Here is an 18,163-nt window from a genome sequence, read left to right on the forward strand (position 1 = left end):
CGATGCCGAAAACCGAATCAACGCATCGCGGCGGGCCTCTCGCCAGCGTGCTGACCGCGATCGCCGCCGTCACCCTCGCCGTCACGCTCGTTGCCGCAGGGCTCGCCGCTTGTTGCGCGCGCCCCGCAACCGCCATGCTCTCGCAGGCCACAAGCGCCGCCGACCTCTCGCCCTATTCGAGGGGGACGCTCATCGACCTCGCCGTCGCCACGCGCGATTACACGGTCGACGGCATCCCGCGCGAAGACGTGCTCGAAGCAATCGCGGCAGCCGCACGCGCCGAAGCGCCCGAGGTGCTCGCCGACTCAGACGATCCGGCCATAGCCCTCGCCGACGCTCCCGAGCGCTACACGCTTACCGAAGATGCGCTCTCGCACCTCGACGACGTGTACGCCGTCATCTCCACAGCTGTACCCGTGCTCATCGGCTGTGCGATCGTTGCACTTGCGAGTCTCATTGCGCTCGGATTCTTAGCGGGACGGCGGCGCGTCGGCAACACGCTCATCGCTGCACCGATCATCGTAATCGCAGCCTTCGCTGCCCTCGCCGCATGGGTTATCGTCGACTTCAACGGCTTCTTCGCCGCGTTCCACTCGCTCTTTTTCGCGAACGGCACGTGGACGTTTTCAGCCGATTCGCTTCTCATCTGCATGTATCCGCCTGATTTCTGGATAGGCATGGGAGCTATCTGGCTTGCGACCACGCTTGCGGCAAGCATCGTTGCCATCCTCGTCGGCATTGCCGTCAAAGGAAGAGCGACGAGGGCTTGACCACTCCCATTCGACGACTTACGTTCGATCTATCCTGAAGCCGAGTGCCCACCGCGAGTCCGAGCATGAACCCAATTCGAGACACGTCACGTTTGGCAAAGCCAGATCGCCGTCGAGTGCTTCTGGCATCCGAACAACAGCGGTTCGATATCTGCTCAACAGCAAAATTGCTTTCTTTCGCACAGTTTCTCGCGTCGTGTTGCGTTTGGAACCCTCATGATGCACAACGGCCATCGCCCAACACGCATCCATGGGGTGTTTCAGCAGGTGGCTTGTAAAGAATGGCCTGGGCGAAAGGAATGCAGGCCGCTAAAACGCAACACGACGCGAGAAACTGTGCAGACTGGAGCGCTTCCGCTGTCACACCCCTGCCGATACGCTCTCGTTCGAGTTGATAGGACAACCAGATCGCTGCCAGACGCACTGCGGGGCCGGAAAGCATAACCTCAATAGCCGGCAATCTCCCAATCCATTATTCATATCCCACAGAAAGGCCCAGTTGTCTTCTCAACTTCAGCTTCCTTGCATGATAATCGGAAACGCGAGGCTGCGAGCGTTTCCCAAGATGCCGACGAAGCGTCTGCGCTATCGTTTCCGTTGCGGCAAAGCTGTCCAACTCGTCATTGGTAATGCCGACTACCGTCCAGCCCATAGCCATAAGAGCATTCGTTCTCCTCGAATCCGCAAGCCTGCTTTCCTCCCCCTCATGGCATTCCCGGCTTTGATATTCCACATCGAGCTTGTGCTCGGGCCAGCATAAATCGCAGCGAAAACTCGACTTCCCCGATATCGCACGCGCTGCTTTGTTGGCGTGCACTTCGTAATTCATGCGAGGGATGCCCAAGCCGTAACCTCCATATCGCATGGGAAGCCCGAAAACAATGGCTTGCTTCGTTTCGCGCGGCGAAGCTGAGCCGTCAGCAAGATAGCGTATTGCATGTTGCGCTTTTCTCGCACCTTTGAGAGATGGGTTTTTCGACACGTAGCAGCGCAGCGCGCGAACCGACGCAAGGGGTTTGACCTGATAGCGCGTCGGCACCCCCGTTAGCCAGCTCTGATATGTCCCACACAGCTCGTATCCTAGCTGGAGAAGAAAAATCAGGTCGTTTCGTTGTGCCGCCTGGTGAATGAAGGCGAGGGCTGGAGCACTGATGCAGACATCGTTTTCGAGTCGGTAGAACGAGGTTCCCGCAAGGCGAGATGTGCATACGTGAAGTTTGTACGCGCTCGATGCCCTGCATCTCGATGAGCTGCCCACAAGTACATGGGCGGGCCTTTCAATGGAAAGCCCCGGATACGCCGACTCCGTACCCCCGATCGCATTCTCTATCTGACGCTTGCAAAGCCCCCGATCGGGAAGGCTCTGCGTTGCAATGCGTGCCGGAGCAAGCGTACGAACGTCTACGGTTCGCAGTATCTGCAAAGCGGTTTTGTATCCAAAATAGATGCGACTGTCCAGTGAAGCACGGGAAGCAGAATCAGGCGTTGTCGCATGAGAAGATAAAGCAGGCATAGTACCTCCTTCGCCCTTGGCTTGAGAGGATCCCGCAAGCGTGGTACGGGAAGGAGGGCATCACTTCCACAATGGGCCGCTCTGCGTGGCAAAGGGCACTTGCACTGGCTCTGTGTATAGGCGATTCTAGCATCTAAAACCATTTTAATTGCGCAGAAATCTTCCTAAATGTTGCGTTTCCTGACCACAGACAGCTGGTTTCGGGAATCGCGGCAGCACTCTTTTGGATCCGCGTTCGAAACAAAGCCTTGATCAGGCAATATTATTCTAGGAAAAACAGAAATTCGTTGGCAAAGCCCAAACGCAACACTTGGGAGGAAAACGTGCAAAATGCAGCTTAGCGCATTCTCGCGCGAACCGACGATACCGCACGGTACGCGCCTGGCCCATCTCGGCGCATGCCGAAAAAGCGAAGACGGGGGCTCATCGTAGTATGACGGCCTTTCTTGCAGTAGAATATGCGAATCAAGGAGCGCGAGCAGAAGCACCGCCGCGACGAATCGGCGATGCGGATCGCCCAGCCGCTCCTGCTTGACGAAACCCGTTCACCCTGTAGAAAAGGAACGACCCCAGATGACCGAATCCTCATCGAACCGACCCGTACGCGTGCGCTTCGCGCCCTCCCCGACCGGCATGCTCCATATCGGCGGCGCCCGTACGGCTATCTATAACTGGGCATTCGCCCGCGCCATGGGCGGAACGTTCGTCCTGCGCATCGAAGATACCGATCCCGAGCGCTCGACCGATGAGAACACGCGGATAATCCTGCTCGCCATGAAATGGCTCGGGCTCGATTGGGATGAAGGCCCCGAAATCGGCGGCGAGTTCGGGCCGTATTTCCAGATGCAGCGCACCGACACCTACGCCGAAGCGCTCGAGCGGCTCAAGGCGAGCGGAAACGCCTACCCGTGCTTCTGCACCAAAGAGGAGCTCGACGCCAAACGCGAGATCGCCGAGAAGACCGAGGGCGGCTATGCTGGATACGACCGCACCTGCCGCGACCTCGACCCCGCCGAAGCCGCACGCCGCATCGAAGCGGGCGAGCCGCACGTGTGGCGCCTGAAGGTGCCCGACAACCGCGGCGTGATCGAGTTCACCGACGCCGTGTACGGACCCATGAGCTTTCCCGCCGACGTCATGGACGACATGATCCTCGTGCGCACCGACGGGACACCCACCTACAACTTCGCCGTCGTATGCGACGATGCGAACATGCAGATCAGCCACGTTATTCGCGGCGACGACCACCTGTCCAACACCCCGCGCCAGATACTCATTTACGAGGCGCTCGAATTCGAAGTGCCGATGTTCGCGCACCTTTCCATGATCCTCGGCGCAGACGGCAAGAAACTCTCGAAACGCCATGGGGCCACGTCGGTCGAAGAGTACTGCGAACGCGGCTACCTACCCGACGCGCTTGTAAACTTCCTCGCGCTTTTGGGCTGGTCGCTCGATGGTGAGACCACCATCATCCCCCGCGAGGTCCTCACGCGTGAATTCTCGCTCGAGCGCGTCACCAAGAAGGATGCGGTGTTCGACGAAACCAAGCTCGATTGGATGAACGGCGTGTACATCCGCGAGATGAGCCCCAACGAGTGGTTCAAGGCGTCGCTGCCGTGGCTGTTCAGGGCAGGTGCCACGCTCGAAGACATCGAAGCCCGCCCCGAGTGGTACCTCGCGTTGTACCCGCTTGTGGCCGAGCGCCTCGTGCGGCTCGACGAAACGGCGGATAAGCTCGCCTACCTGTTCTGGGGCGCTGATGTGACGCTTGATGAGAAAAGCGTTTCCAAGGTGCTCACCAAGGAAGGTGCACGTGCTGAGGAGGCACTGCGCGGATGCCGCGCCGTGCTCGCCGACGAGACCATCCCATGGGAGTGCGAACCCTTGCAAGAGGCGTGCCGCGCGCTCACCGAAACGCTCGACATGAAGGCGAAGCTCGTGTTCCAGCCCTTGCGCGTAGCTGTATGCGGCAATATGGTGTCGCCGCCTTTGTTCGAAAGCATCGAACTTTTAAATCGCGACGACGTACTCGCGCGCATCGACAAGACGATCGCGGAGGTGTTCGGTGGCTAGCGAGCGAGACGTTGCCCGCACGGCCGCAAACGACGGCGCGCCCCAAAATCTCGACGCGTCCGCCGAGATTTTGGGCGATGCCCTTGGTGCCGAAGGCGCAAACGCATCCGACGCGATGACCGACGAAACGTTCGACCAGGCGATGGCCGAAGAACTCGACCGCGAAGAAGCGGGCGAAGGGCCGCGTCGGGCTCCGGCTAAAGTGATCGTCATCCGAGACTACTGCGTACGGCACAGGGGAGCTGCATGCAACCGCTGCGAGATCGCGTGCCCGAAGGGCGCCATTTCGTATTCGGAAGAGGAGCTGCCAATCATCGACGAGGCGCTCTGCACGCGATGCGGCATCTGTTTCGGCATCTGCGACGCGCTCTCCTCCACCCGCATCACGATGATCGACCTGCACGCCCGCATACGCCGCATCGCATTGCGCGGCGAAGACGTGTACCTCACCTGCAAAGAGAACATCTTTCCGGGCCTCGAGCCCGCAGCGAACGTGGTCGTGCTCCCGTGCCTCGCGTGCCTTTCCCCCGAGCTTTGGACGCTCATCCTTGCAGAGAACATCCGCGTGAAGGTCGCCTGCGATTTGAGCTACTGCGCCGACTGCGAACGGGCGGGAGAGATGGCGGAAATGCTCTACACCCACGCTATCGAATCAGCAGAAGCATGGACCGACGAGAAGGTGCTGTTCTCCAAAGAGATTCCCGAGAAGGAAAAACTCATCGAAAGCCTCGCGAACCCCACGGGCGTCGATCGCAGGTCTGCGTTCACGAACCTCGTGGGCGATGTGGGCGACATCGCTTCGGGCAAACGCCGCCTGCGGAACTCCGAAGTGCTCCAGCAGTTCTACGAGCGCCGCGAGCGCGCCCGCGCCATCGCACGGCTGAACCTCACCGACGAAGATCTTTTCAACGACTTTTTGCCGATGGGAACCACGAAAAAGACGATGACGCCCAAACGCCAGCTTCTGCTCGAGGCCATCGACCGCAAACCCGCCATCGCGCCGCGCGTGCCGATCTACCTGTCCCAAACGGATTGCGAGCGATGCACGAACACGCTCGAATGCGCGAAGGCCTGTCCCACCGGAGCCCGTTTCCCCGATCCCGAAACCGGCGTCATTTCGATGGACGTGCGCTACTGCATCGGGTGCGGCATCTGCGTCGAGGCATGCCCCGAGAATGCTGTGGACATGATCGAGACGACGGCGGAAGCGCTTACGACCGTCGAAGATGAGGTTGGAGAGAACGCCGGGGAGCAGGAATAGGCTCGTTGCGGTAGCCTATCGCTACTCAAGGAGCGTTCCCCCGTTTAGCTCGATCATATGCGACAGCTTTCGCTCGAACCCCTCTTTGAAGAAGGTGCATGCGGCGGGATCCGAAGCGAAGTAGTCGTTCTCTGCGATCAGCGCCGAGGCGCGGCAACCGCCTCCGCAAAACAAGAACTGGTCGCAGGTTCGACATGCTTCGTTTTTGTCGGCGAATTCGCGCAACGTCGTATCGACGGACTGGGCATACATCGGTGCGGATAAAGCCTCCTTCAACGGCATGGATACAAGATCGGGCATGGATTGCTGGAAGGAAAGTCCCGAGAGCGGGATACACGGCAGCAGCCGGCCGTCGGCGCTGATATACATCACTTGGTTTGCACAACCGCACAATGGCGAATCAAGAGCGTCTTCGCGTCCACCGAATCGCTTGAGGGGAACGGTGCATGCTCTGCTTCCCGCGTTGCAGGCAAAGAAACCGCCCAGCATCAAGTCGAGGGGAGATCCGCTCCGAAGAAATTCCGAAATCACGTCGAGCCAGGCACCCATCAGCTCCGCTGCCGTTAGATGATACTCCCCTGCCTGCGCAATCCAGTTTCCAGAATCGCTGCACGGACTCACCTTGCAGCTTTTGACGCCGTGCTCCGAAAGGAACAGGATACTGGGCCACACGGCTGGCAGGCTCTTTTTATGAACCGCCATCTCCACCCCGACCTCGAAACCGTTCTCGATGATCAGATCGATCGCCTCAACAGCAGCCTTTTCGGCACCGGGGACCCCGCGCAGCCAATCATGCCAGCCCAGCCCGTCGAAACTGAGGCAAAACTCCGGACGCTCGCCGCGTCGACGGATGTCGTCGAGAAACTCCTGTGTCACCAGGACTCCGTTGGTGTATATCTGGTGCAGCCGGATATCCGCCTCGGACAACGCGTCGAGCAGCGCGGGCAGATCATCCCGAACCAGCGGCTCCCCACCCGTAAGGCACACAAGCCCTATGTTGGCTTCAGCCAGCTGGCGCACGATGTCCAGACACTCTTCCAGGGAAAGCTCCCCGTATTTGCCTTGCGGTGCGGACAGATAGCAGTGCCGGCAACGCAGATTGCACAAACCCGTTATCGACCACAGGGCCTTGCCGACCATGCGCATGTCCGCTTTCGCATAGCGCTGGCGATCCGAAATCGTTTCGCTGGGCGCAGCGAGGCGCACGATTCCGTTTCGCGCGAGCATCTCGATAATGTTGCGATGGGCAGGAAGCACCAGCGCACTGTCCGAATCGATGCCGCCCGTGCAAAACCCGAGAGCATGGAAGACGCTCTCTTCGATAGCCACCGTTCCGCCAGTGGCAAGATCGCGCAGAGCGTAGGGTCGGTCGACCCACCCGCGCAAGGCGTATTTGGGATCCAGGATGTATTTCGGCACGAAGCGTCCTTCCGCCATCAGAATTCGCCCGGGCATGCAATCATCGAGCATGCGCATGTCGGACCCACAAAAAATAATGGAAGCAAACCGAGCTTGCTTCCATGAGGCATTGCGGCGCGCCGTCGGCCTTTACACGAGATAGCCGACTCCGACGCAACAGATGAAATGTCTATAGGAATCCTTGCTGCCTCCGCCTCCGAAAAAGCAGAAGCACTTGTGGTCCCCAGCGCTGCTTTTTTGAAACCGCCTATGGAGCATACAGCACCGGATCGAACCAAGGCGGAAAATCCGGGGCAAGGGGTTGGGGAAGCGGGGATCGACGTAATACGCGCAGCCGCTCGCCGCATCCAGTTGATTCTCCACAACGGGGTTCGGCAGGCTCTCCTGAAACGAGATAAGATCGCCTTTAGTGAAATCGTATCCCTCCGATTGGGCGAACGCAACCACCTTTTCGAGAATCTGATCCATATCTAAACTGCTTACCGAATCGGTAGACACCTCGGACTCATGCTGCATCCGTTCCTGTAGAGCATCGCTTGTTGACAGATCGTCAAAATACCGTTTTACCTCAGCATTCATCTAGAACACCTCCTGGGACGGGGCGATCGATTCACTTGGTGCTTCATACGGATTTAATGTATCACATTAAATCCGTATGAGCAATCTATAAGCACTGTACATATAATATTGCTGCCAACGAAAGACTCGGATGCCAACCGTGCCATCCACCTTGCCGCCGCAAGGGATACGGTATACTACGTGCCGTCCTTGCACGACGAAGCCGACGCACGCTTTGCACCGCCCGAACGGAGCTTATGGCACTCTACGATGACATACTCGCTTACGAGCCCTTCAACGAGCAGGAAGCCGTCGACAAGGCCGTCATCCTCGAAGAGCTCGCCACGCGACGCGACGTGTTCGATCGGACTGCTCTCGCGCATATGGCATGCTCGATTTGGACGGTCGATCCGACCAAGACGCGTACGCTCATGGTGCATCACAACATCTACAATTCGTGGTCGTGGATCGGCGGTCACGCCGACGGGGAACGCGACCTGGCTGCCGTTGCCCTGCGCGAGCTTGAGGAGGAAACGGGCGTGCGAGAGGCCCGGCTTGCCCCCTGCGGCATCTATTCGCTCGAAGTCCTTACCGTGAACGGGCACGTCAAGCGCGGTGCATACGTGGGATCGCATCTTCATTTGAACGTGACGTACCTGGCCGTGGCATCGCCCGACGAGCCGTTGCGCGTGAAAGCCGATGAGAACAGCGGGGTGCAGTGGGTCGCCCTCGACGATGTCGTCGGCATATCGAGCGAGCCATGGATCGCCGAGCGCATATACAAAAAGCTCATCGCCAAGCTTCCAACCGTCGACCTCGCATAGCATCCTCGAAAGTGACAGCTCGAACGAAGGCGAATCGCGCAAGCGCTTCCTTAAGGTTTCCTTAAAGCCTGTGGGAACGGTGCGCTTTCTCGATATCGCGCAGCGCGCAAATGCCGGTCCTCGCGAAACGCTGTGATATCATGCAAGAGATTACTCTGAACGATCCGAACGCGTACATGCACAAGGAGATACGATGAGCGACCAGAATACCGGCGGCGGCGTCGTCCCGCCCGCAAACGACGACACGCAAAGCGACCCCGGCCCCTCCCCTGAACCAGTCGGAGCAACCCGCGAACGCCCCCGAAGCCGATCCCCAGAACACCTCCGAGCCCGGGGCAACCTGCACGAATCCAGCTGCGTAGAAAATGCGGATACGCAGCAGACGCCGCCTCCCCGCCCTCCCCGTACGGCACGCCGCCTGCGCAGCAGCAGGCCCAGCCCTACGTAGCGCCGAGCGCACCGCAACCCGCGGCGCAACCCGAGCAAACGGCGAATCAGGCGCCCGCCTATCCCCAAGGCTACACGCAGCAGATCCCGCAACCCCCCGCCCAGCAGGCATTCGGGGCACCGGCACCAAGCCCTTACGGACAGCAGCAGCCGGCGTACGGGCAGCCAACCCACGGACAACCGATGGGACAGCAACCCCAAGGGTATCAGCAGCCCCCCGCATACGGGCAGCCCTACCAGCCACCGCACCAGCCCTACGGCGCAGGCGGCTACCAGCCCCCGCAACCCCCGCAGACACCGCAGCCCCCGTACGGTTCGTACAACCAAGAGCCTCCCAAGAAAAAGGTCTGGCCCTGGGTGCTCGTCGGCTGTCTGCTTATCGGATTGCTCGGCCTCGGCGGATGCGTCGGCTGCGTAGCGTGCTCAGCCATCGTCTCCTCTGACTACGATCGTTCGAACTCCCGATACTACGACTCTTACGATTACGATCCGTACGAGTACGACTACAACTACGATTACGACGACTTGTACGACGGCTATTTCGACGATTACTCGTCGATGTACACCTACACGTATTCCGAAATCATGTCCGATAAGAACAGCTACGACAACGTGATCGAGAACGGCAGGATCTCCAACGGCGTCTACGAAGTCGGCGTCGACATCGAACCGGGGCGATACTTCATGGAAGGCGATCCGACCGAAGAAGGCTACTACGTTCTGTACGATCCCGACGACGATAGAGCCGACAGCTACGAAATGGACGAGTCGGTCGCGTACTTCGGCAACTACTACGTCGATCTCGACAGAGGCGACATCATCGTGTTCAGCCCTTCGGGCGATCAGTCGATGATGGCCGCAGCCGATGCCTCGTTCGCCCCGACGGCCCCGTATGCAGGGGGGCTCTACCTCGTGGGAACCGATATACCCGCCGGCACGTACACGGTGAACCTCGACGAAGCCGCTGCCGCGAACGCGGCGTCGGAAGCCGCGGCGTTCATCATGAAAGACCTCGAATGGGACGATGACAGCATCACCGACCGGTACTACACGGTCAAAGGCGGAAGCCATACCATCACCGTCAAGAACGGCCAGTGGCTCGAGGCGTACGCCGTAACGCTCACCCCCACCGACGCCTCGTAGGAACGGGGCGGGTACGCATATGTCCGAACAAGAAAAAGCCCCCCTCGAAGAAGGTGCGTCGCTTGAAGAAGTGCGCGCCTTCTTCGCCGACGACCGGTTTGCAACCAAGGCGTGCAATGCGCGCATCGTTGAAGCCGGGCGCGGGCACGCCGTCTGCGAATTCGTCATCGAGGAGATCCACCGAAACGCCATGGGCGGGGTGATGGGCGGTGCCATATTCACCCTCGCCGATTTCGCCCTCGCCATCGCTTCGAACGTCGGCGAAGCTCCCACCGTGTCGGTCAGCAACTCCATCGAGTTCGTTGCAGCCGCCAAGGGAGAAAAGCTCAGAGCCACCTGCGACGCCGACAAATCGGGCCGCTCGCTCGGCTTCTACACGGTCCGCATCGTCGACGACTTCGACAGGCTCGTCGCGATCATGACGGCCACCTGCTACCGTTAGCAAAGCCTGCGCATTACAGCACCTCATTGCGCTCGAAGAACGCAAGCGCGTTGTCGAAGCACGCCTTGTCGGCCATGCGGCGGCCGAAGTGGTCGGCGATGAGCGCATGGAGGCTTCCCACCTTGCTCGCAGGCACAAGCCAGCTCGGCACGTCGCAGCCGTCGTAGTCGCTGCCGAGCGCGAGCACGTCTTCCCCGCCGACTTCACAGATGCGGTCGATGTGGCGCAGCACATCGTCGCGAGACGGATCGGCATGCGCCTCGCTTAAAAACTGCGTACAGAAATTGAGTCCGACGATGCCGCCCGCCTCGGCGATCGCGCGTATCTGCGCATCGGTCAGATTGCGCTTGTGCCCGCACACCGCACGCGCGTTGGAATGGGATGCGGCGAACGGACGGGTGGCAACGTCGCATACATCCGAGAATCCGCGGTCGTTCAGATGAGATACGTCCACGACGATCTTCTCGCCCTCAAGCGCAGCCACAACGCGTTTGCCGTAAGCAGTGAGTCCCTGGGTCGTATCATGGCCGCTGCCGACGGCGTTCTCACCGTTCCAGGTGAGCGTGAGCATCCTCACGCCCGCTTGGGCGATCCGCTCGATCCGCTCGAGCGATGTTCCGTCGAAGAAGGCCCCGCCCTCCACGGTAAGGAGCGCCGCCGTCTTCCCGCTTTCGAGCACCTCGGGTATGCGCCGCGCGTCACGCACCTGCTCGACCCGGTTTGCATGCGCAGCCATCTGAGCGTCGAAGTACGCACGCACGTACTCGAAGAAATCCCAAGCCGCATCGCCGCGCAGCTCGTCGGGTACGAATACGGCGAAGCACTGGCACCACGCGTACGCTCCGATAACGTCGAGCGAGATATGCGCGTCGTTATCGACAAGCGAGCTCATACGCTCGTGGGGCACCGCCTTATCCTGCGGCGCGAACGGCGGATACTCCTTCGATGCATGCAACGCAAGTCTGTCAAGCGTATCGCAATGCAGGTCGAAGATGCGCATCGCGCCTTCGAACGGCACGTCGATGCGGGGATTCGCAGACGCGTCGAACAGCGCCGCCTCATTCTTTTCGCATGTCTCGATCGCACGTTGCGTTTGTCCGTTCATCGCAAACCGCCTTCCGCACAATTTCTCCGTCTTGCTGGGGCCCTCCGCCCGACACCAAGAATATCATGGCTATCATGATCACCATGCCTGCAATGTCCCATCCGGAAAACGCGGTGCCCAGCCACAAGGCCGAAACCACCGTAGCGCTCACCGGCTCCACCGCGCCCAGAAGGCCGCCGCGCACCGAGCCTACGATGGACACTCCGTGCAGATACAGTGCGAACGCGGCGAACGTGCCAACCAACACGAAGAGGGCGAGTACGGCGAAGCCCGCACCATCCAGTATCGGAAAGGTGAACGGTGCGCCCGAAAGCCAGCCCACCGCCAATACGGCGCACGCAACGACGCCGCCCAAAAGCATCCCTGCGCCCACAGGCGCGAAGCTGCCCCAACGGGCGAACAAGCGCTTCGGATACACCAGGTAGAACGCTACCGACAACCCGTTCGCCAAACCCCACACTAGCCCGGGCACAGGCAAGCTCAACGTGCCGGGATCGCCCTGCGTGGCGATCATCCAGGTTGCAGCGACGGCTGCGACGAGCCCCGCCGCCTCGCGCAACCGAGGCAGTGAACGAGCGACGAGACACGCCCAGACCAACACGAAAACGGTGCCGGTCATCTGGAGCACCGTCGCCGTGCCCGCGTTCGTATAGCCGATGACGATCGTATAGGTGACCTGACTCAGATACAGCGCGATGCCGAACGCGGCCAGCTGAACGAGCGTTCGTCGATCCGCAACCATAGCCCGAAGCACCGCGCGGTGACCGAGCGCGATCACAGCGAAAAACACCGCGCCCGCGCCCACCATCCGCACTGCCGTAAGAAGCGCCGGATCCATTCCATAGCCGTTCAGCAGAAACTGCGCGCACGCTCCCGAGAATCCCCAGAGCGACGCTCCCGCAAGCGCGCACGCCACCCCGCGCAAGAACCGTTGCCGTGACAGCGCCCCTCGCGCCTTTCCACCCTCGCTCATCCCGCCAATTCCTTCAAGAACGCGAACACAGGACCCAGCAGGTTATCGCCTTCATCCAGTTTGAAGTGGCGCAGGGGCAGCTGAAGCTTACGCTTGTCCGCCAGATACCGGCCGCCAGAGCGGCGCAGTTTCGTCATCTGGTCGCGCGAAACGTCGATCGGCTCGACCACAAGCTTGCCCCCCGCCACCGACACGGTCTTGATGTGGCGTTCGGCGGCGAACGCCTTGATGCGCGCCTTCTCGAACAGGTTCTTCGCCGCTTGCGGCATGTCGGGACGCTTCTCCCCCAAATCCTCGTAGACGTCTTCGACCGCACGAGCGGTTGAGGCAACGGCGATCTTGCGGTACCACAGCACCCGTTCGTCGGCATCGGGCACGTAGTCTTCGGGGAGGTACGTGTGCCCGGGCACGTTCACCGTGATGTCGGAAAGCGCCGGAGGCAGCGCGTCCATCGCTTTGAGGTCGCCCTCGCGGGTAGCGTTGACGGCCTGGGAGAGCATCTGCGCGAACAGATCGAAACCTACGGCGCTCATGTTGCCCGACTGCTCGGCCCCGAGCAGGCTTCCCGCGCCGCGGATTTCCAGATCGCGCATTGCGATGCGCATGCCGCTGCCCAAGTCGGTATGTTCGTCGAGCGCGGTCAGACGCGCCTGAGCCTCCTCGGTGAGGCTGATCTTCTCGGGGAACATGAAGTAGGCGTACGCCTGCGTGCACGAACGGCCCACGCGCCCCTTGAGCTGGTACATCTGCGACAGGCCATAGCGCTGCGAGTCTTCTATGATGAGCGTGTTGGTGTGCGGATTGTCGATGCCGCTCTCGATGATGGTCGTCGCTACGAGAACGTCGAGCTCGCCTGCCGAGAAATCCTCCATGACGCGCTCGAGCTCGTCTTTGCCCATCTGGCCGTGCGCCACACCCACGCGCGCCTCGCCCGCAGCAGCCGTCACGCGCTTCACGGCCTCGTCGATCGAGCGCACACGGTTGCTGACGTAGTACACCTGACCCCCTCGGGCAAGCTCGCGGCGGATGGCGGCGCTTACCAAGTCGGGGTCCCACTCCCCCACGTGCACCTCGACGGCGCGGCGGTCGTCGGGCGGCGTGAGGATAAGGCTCATGTCGCGCACGCCTGAAAGCGACATCTGCATCGTGCGCGGGATGGGGGTAGCCGAAAGCGTGAGCACGTCGATCGATTCGCGCAGGTTCTTCAGCTGCTCTTTGTGGCCCACGCCGAACCGCTGCTCTTCGTCGATGATCACGAGTCCCAGATCATGCGGATTCACGTCACGCGAAAGCAGCCGATGGGTGCCCACGAGCACATCGACGTCGCCCTCGGCGAAGCCCTTGAGCGCCTCGGCTTGCTGTGCGGGCGTGCGGAACCGCGAAAGCACTTCGACGCGCACCCCAAATGGCTCGAAGCGGTCGCGGAAGTTCGCGTAATGCTGCTGTGCCAGAATAGTCGTCGGACACAGCACCATGACCTGCTTCGAGTCCTGCGTCGCCTTGAACGCGGCCCGCAAGGCCACCTCGGTTTTACCGAATCCAACATCGCCGCAGATCAGCCGATCCATGGGTTTCGCCGATTGTATGTCGGCCTTCACATCGGCAATGGCGGCCAGCTGGTCGGGCGTCTCCTGGTAGGGAAACGCCTCCTCCATCTCGCGTTGGGCCTGCGTATCGGGCCCGAACCGGTATCCCTGCACCGTCGCCCTGCGCGCATATACGTCTACAAGGTCGAACGCAAGTTTCTTGGTAGCGGCGCGCGCCTTTTTCATCGCCCTCGACCAGTCGGCAGTGTTCAGGCGCGTCAGGCGCGGGCTCGCGCCCTCCGGTCCCACATAGCGGGTAACGCGGTCGAGCTGCTCTACCGGAACGTAGAGCTTGTCGCCTTCGGAGTATTCAAGCAGCAGGTAGTCGCGCGACGTGCCGTCCACATCGCGGCGGACGAGTTCCTTGAAGTGCGCAACGCCGTGAGCCGCGTGTACGACGTAATCGCCCGGTTTGTAGGGAAACGTGATCTCGGTGATGTCGACGTGCTTGCTCGGACGGGCGGAGGATGCGCCCTGGGTGTCCGACACGCTTACGAGCCCGAGCTTCGCCTTCGGGATGATCATGCCGAGCGGAATATCCACGTCGACCACGTTCACGACCCCGCGCCTGAGCCTGCGCTTGGCAGCACCGGGTTCCTCATCGCCCGCAGCCGAATCGAGCCATTCCTGAATGGGAAGTCCTTGGTCGACGAAGGCAAGCTTCATATCCTGCCGTGCGCGAAAGTTCGGTGCCGAGAACACCACGGTGTAATCGGTGTCGACCAACGTCCGCAAGCGCCCGAACAGCTTGTCGGGATGGCCCGCCACCTCGACCCGCTTCACCGGCAGCTCGTCGTCCACCTGGCCGCCCACGCGCATGATCGAAACGTAGGTAGCCCGCTGCCCTTCGCCGAAGCTCACCTTGGCGGGTTCTGCGAACAATCCCTCGACCGGGATGCTCGTGCCCTTCGCGCGCCCGGTTACGTCGTCGAAGAGATGCGCCATATCGTCGAACAGCGAGCGCGGCTCCACAAGCACGCTCAGCGCATCGTTGCGGACGTACTCGCCCAGCGTCGCCGTATTCGCATACAGATACGGCAGAAGCGCATCCGAGCCGTCGAAGCGCAAGCCCCCGTCGAGCTTCTCGAACAGATCGCGCATCACGGCGTTGGTTCGGGCGGGCCGTTCGAGCTTTTTACGGGCGCGGGCGAGGGTTTCGGCGGAGCAGTCGAATTCCATGACGGGATAGATGCTCACCGAGGGAAGCGAGGCGATGGTCTGCCCCGTCGTGGGCACGATGCGCCGTATCTCATCAAGTTCGTCGCCGAAGAAATCGAGTCTGACCGGATAGATAAGGTTGCCGGGAAACACGTCGATCGTGCCGCCGCGCACGGCAAATGTGCCCGGGCCGTCGAGCTCGCCGGTGTTCGCGTAACCGCGGCTCTCAAGCGCGCGAGCCACCTCCTCAAACGACGATACGCCCGCTTTTCCGGAAGCTTCATCATTCGAGAGGTCGCACCCCGCCTCGAACGTAAGCGGGCGGAAAGCGCCGGCTCCGACAGGCGCGAGCGCGCGCACCAGCGCCCGAGCGCTCGCCACCACGACGGCCTTTTTGCCGCTTGCGAGCGCATGGGCCGCTTCCATGCGGCGTGCAACCTGCATCGGGTCACTCGGCTTCGGGGCGAAGGGGTAATCGGTACGCTCGGGAAAGCGCATGACGCGCTCGTCGCCGAGATAGGCCGCAACCGACCGCGCGAACGCAACGGAGGCATCCTCCCCCGCCACCACCACGAGCGTCGTTTGCGGCTTGTGGGCGAAGCGGGCGGCCACGAGAAACGGGCGCGCCGACGAAGCGACGCCGAGCGTGCCGTCCTCGCCCGCATCGAGCTTGCCCCAGAATCCGTCGAGGCTCCCAGATTCTTCGAGTTTGAAGGTGAGCGAATCTATGAGCATGGCACTGTCCTCTTCCGTATCAGAGCAGCACGAAAAGCCGCGATGCGCGGCTCTGTGCGAGGCTTCAACGCTGCCCGCATCATACGCGAGCAGCGTTGCCCAGTGTATCACAGCTACGGACCCCGTCGTACAACGGTGGGCTTCCGAGAACCTGGCCGTTGCCTGCTCGGCAAAGAGTCCTTGCACTGAGAAACCCTTTCGCTTCCAAGTGAATCCGATGAGGTATCATTGGTGAAATGACTTAGAGGAGGTCTTATGCCCCGCGAAACCAAACAAGCAAAGCTCGAGCGCGCGCTCGCCGTAGCAGACCGCATGAACGAGCACTATCCGCAAGCCGAGTGCGCGCTTGTGTACGGAGGCAACCCGTTTCGCCTCCTGATCGCCGTGCTGCTCTCGGCGCAGACCACAGACAAGGGCGTGAACAAGGTAACGCCCGCGCTCTGGGAGAAGTACCCCACCGTAGCCGATCTCGCCCAGGCGAACGTCGCCGACGTCGAGCAGATCATCAAGACGATCGGCTTCTATCACACGAAAGCCGCGAACTGCATAAAGTGCGCCCAGATGGTCTTGTCCGAGTACGGCGCCGAAGTTCCACGCGATATCGACGAGCTGCAAAAGCTCCCCGGCGTCGGCCGAAAAACCGCGAACGTCGTGCTCAATGAGGCGTTTGGCATCGTCGAGGGCATCGCCGTGGACACCCATGTGTTCCGCATCGCGCACAGGCTCAAGTTCTCCGCCTCAGACACCCCGTCAAAAACCGAGCAGGATCTGCTCAAGCTCTACCCGCGGGAATACTGGGGGCCGATCAACCACCAGTGGGTGCTCTTCGGACGCGAGACGTGCATCGCCCGCAAGCCGAAGTGCGACACGTGCTTCATACAAGACCTCTGCCCCACGTACGCCGCAAGCCGCAAAGCCGCCGAAAAGCGTGCAGCGAAAAAATAACCCGATTCTTCCCGACAATTTTCTGCGCACACTCGTATCCGATACAGAAAGGAAAACCCTCTGCGAACGAACGAGGACATAACCGCGCTGTACCACCGTCACGTCAAGACGGTTTACCGCCTGTGCTTTTCGTTCCTCAAAACCGAGGCTGATGCAGAGGATGCCGTGCAAAACGTGTTCATGAAGCTCATCCGCTCGGACAAGCCCTTCGAAAGTGCCGAACACGAGAAAGCGTGGCTCATCGTGTGCGCGTCGAACCACTGCAAAGACGTTCTCAGGAGCGCTGTGCGCGCCAAGGCCGGCGTCATGCCCGACGATGTGCCCGACGAGCGTTCGAGCGCAGCACCCTTTGATGAGACCCTCGAGGCAGTGCTCGCCTTGCCGGAGCGCTACAAAGAATGCGTGTATCTGCATTACTACGAAGGTTACAAGACCGATGAGATCGCCCGCATGCTGGGCCGCACACCCTCGACGGTCAGAAGCCACTTGAGCGAAGCGCGTGCATTGCTTCGGGAAACCCTGGGAGGTGAAACCCGTGAACGGTAACGACATCAAAGGAGCCTTCGAGCGCATGGGGCCCACCCCCGAGGCCGAAGATCGCATGCTCGCCGCCATCCTCGCCGAGAACGATGCGCTCGGCGATTCTGACGATTCGATGAATACGAACGGCACCACCCTGAAAAAGTCTCCCGCAAAAAGGCTCGTCTTTCCCCTGGCAGCCTGCCTCGTATTGCTTGTCGGCATTGGGGCGTTCGCAGGCGCATCGTATTTTGCGAGCCTCAATAGCCAGCTCGGCGGTGCAAGTCCCCATGCCGCATCGACGGCAACGCTTTCGGAAGAAGCCGAAGGCGAGAAGTCCGCCGCTTCGCCATCCGATGCCACCCCCGCAACACCCTCGCCTGCCGCGAGCATGCCTCGTATCGAACTCGAAGACGGAACGCTCCTTCGCATTGCAAGCGTAGGCGAAACGGAAGCGGGCGAATCCGAAGTGCTCACAGCCGATTCGAACCTTGTCGGCGACGAGATCGGCCAGGCGACGGCGCGAAGCGAAAGCGGTGCGGAGGTGATGGATTGTACGGTGTATGCGTACCCCGACGAGCGCAACCCCTACGCAATCCGCTACACTGCCGGCACCGACCTCTACCTCGCTGCCCGCGACGACGCACAAGGCGAACCGGCACCTGCAGCATAAAAACCCGACAATCCTTTCG

At 61.0% G+C, this 18,163-nt stretch carries 15 protein-coding genes; 9 read left to right on the forward strand and 6 right to left on the reverse strand.

The window, feature by feature from the left end; all coding sequences use genetic code 11:
* Window positions 1-2: 2 nt before the first annotated feature.
* Window positions 3-770 (forward strand): lipoprotein intramolecular transacylase Lit, encoded by a 768-nt coding sequence (locus FJE54_RS13520; protein ID WP_139653329.1) that lies wholly within the window; start codon window positions 3-5, stop codon window positions 768-770.
* 472 nt (window positions 771-1,242) lie between these two features.
* On the opposite strand, the gene FJE54_RS13525 is transcribed toward FJE54_RS13520, so the two are convergent.
* A complete protein-coding gene (locus FJE54_RS13525; protein WP_180326743.1) occupies window positions 1,243-2,283 on the reverse strand; it encodes a putative endonuclease domain-containing protein in 1,041 nt (346 codons plus the stop codon).
* 573 nt (window positions 2,284-2,856) lie between these two features.
* Here FJE54_RS13525 and gltX point away from each other — a divergent pair.
* Window positions 2,857-4,356: a glutamate--tRNA ligase gene (gltX, locus tag FJE54_RS13530; protein ID WP_139653330.1), complete on the forward strand. Its 1,500-nt coding sequence runs from the start codon at window positions 2,857-2,859 to the stop codon at window positions 4,354-4,356.
* On the forward strand, window positions 4,349-5,617 hold the full coding sequence (locus FJE54_RS13535; protein WP_255467438.1) for a 4Fe-4S binding protein: 1,269 nt from the start codon (window positions 4,349-4,351) through the stop codon (window positions 5,615-5,617). The genes gltX and FJE54_RS13535 overlap by 8 nt, the downstream gene beginning before the upstream one ends.
* Window positions 5,618-5,638: 21 nt before the next feature.
* On the opposite strand, the gene FJE54_RS13540 is transcribed toward FJE54_RS13535, so the two are convergent.
* Together FJE54_RS13540 and FJE54_RS13545 are read right to left on the reverse strand one after the other, a co-directional pair.
* Window positions 5,639-7,036, reverse strand: coding sequence for a radical SAM/SPASM domain-containing protein (locus tag FJE54_RS13540; protein ID WP_180326744.1), 1,398 nt, complete (start codon window positions 7,034-7,036; stop codon window positions 5,639-5,641).
* A gap of 129 nt (window positions 7,037-7,165) precedes the next feature.
* On the reverse strand, window positions 7,166-7,504 hold the full coding sequence (locus FJE54_RS13545) for a Nif11-like leader peptide family natural product precursor (RefSeq protein ID WP_139653332.1): 339 nt from the start codon (window positions 7,502-7,504) through the stop codon (window positions 7,166-7,168).
* Between the two features lie 347 nt (window positions 7,505-7,851).
* On the opposite strand from FJE54_RS13545, the gene FJE54_RS13550 reads away from it, so the two are divergent.
* The 3 genes from FJE54_RS13550 to FJE54_RS13560 all read left to right on the forward strand — a co-directional run bounded on the left by FJE54_RS13550 (window position 7,852) and on the right by FJE54_RS13560 (window position 10,450).
* Window positions 7,852-8,418: an NUDIX hydrolase gene (locus tag FJE54_RS13550; protein ID WP_139653333.1), complete on the forward strand. Its 567-nt coding sequence runs from the start codon at window positions 7,852-7,854 to the stop codon at window positions 8,416-8,418.
* A gap of 630 nt (window positions 8,419-9,048) precedes the next feature.
* Window positions 9,049-10,008, forward strand: coding sequence for a hypothetical protein (locus tag FJE54_RS13555; RefSeq protein WP_139653334.1), 960 nt, complete (start codon window positions 9,049-9,051; stop codon window positions 10,006-10,008).
* A 19-nt stretch (window positions 10,009-10,027) separates the two neighbouring features.
* A complete protein-coding gene (locus FJE54_RS13560; RefSeq protein ID WP_139653335.1) occupies window positions 10,028-10,450 on the forward strand; it encodes a PaaI family thioesterase in 423 nt (140 codons plus the stop codon).
* 13 nt (window positions 10,451-10,463) lie between these two features.
* On the opposite strand, the gene FJE54_RS13565 is transcribed toward FJE54_RS13560, so the two are convergent.
* From FJE54_RS13565 to mfd, 3 genes are read right to left on the reverse strand one after another with little or no spacing between them, the layout of a single operon-like run.
* Window positions 10,464-11,555 carry a dipeptidase gene (locus FJE54_RS13565; protein WP_255467440.1) on the reverse strand — a complete coding sequence of 364 codons (1,092 nt, stop codon included), beginning with the start codon at window positions 11,553-11,555 and terminating at the stop codon, window positions 10,464-10,466.
* Entirely contained in the window at window positions 11,509-12,528 is a 1,020-nt protein-coding gene (locus FJE54_RS13570) for a DMT family transporter (RefSeq protein WP_139653336.1), read from the reverse strand. Before FJE54_RS13570 ends, FJE54_RS13565 begins: the two co-directional genes overlap by 47 nt.
* The gene (gene mfd, locus FJE54_RS13575; protein ID WP_139653337.1) at window positions 12,525-16,007 is read right to left on the reverse strand and encodes a transcription-repair coupling factor; all 3,483 of its coding nucleotides are present in this window, start codon (window positions 16,005-16,007) and stop codon (window positions 12,525-12,527) included. The genes FJE54_RS13570 and mfd overlap by 4 nt, the downstream gene beginning before the upstream one ends.
* A gap of 255 nt (window positions 16,008-16,262) precedes the next feature.
* Here mfd and nth point away from each other — a divergent pair, with 255 nt between their 5' ends.
* The 3 genes from nth (at window position 16,263) to FJE54_RS13590 (ending at window position 18,144) form a co-directional block, all read left to right on the forward strand.
* Entirely contained in the window at window positions 16,263-16,952 is a 690-nt protein-coding gene (nth, locus tag FJE54_RS13580; RefSeq protein ID WP_139653338.1) for an endonuclease III, read from the forward strand.
* A gap of 87 nt (window positions 16,953-17,039) precedes the next feature.
* Window positions 17,040-17,498 (forward strand): RNA polymerase sigma factor, encoded by a 459-nt coding sequence (locus tag FJE54_RS13585; protein WP_255467479.1) that lies wholly within the window; start codon window positions 17,040-17,042, stop codon window positions 17,496-17,498.
* Window positions 17,488-18,144 carry a hypothetical protein gene (locus FJE54_RS13590; protein ID WP_139653340.1) on the forward strand — a complete coding sequence of 219 codons (657 nt, stop codon included), beginning with the start codon at window positions 17,488-17,490 and terminating at the stop codon, window positions 18,142-18,144. Before FJE54_RS13585 ends, FJE54_RS13590 begins: the two co-directional genes overlap by 11 nt.
* The last annotated feature ends 19 nt before the right edge of the window (window positions 18,145-18,163 follow it).

The sequence above is a fragment of the Raoultibacter phocaeensis genome (genome assembly GCF_901411515.1).
Lineage (GTDB): Bacteria > Actinomycetota > Coriobacteriia > Coriobacteriales > Eggerthellaceae > Raoultibacter > Raoultibacter phocaeensis.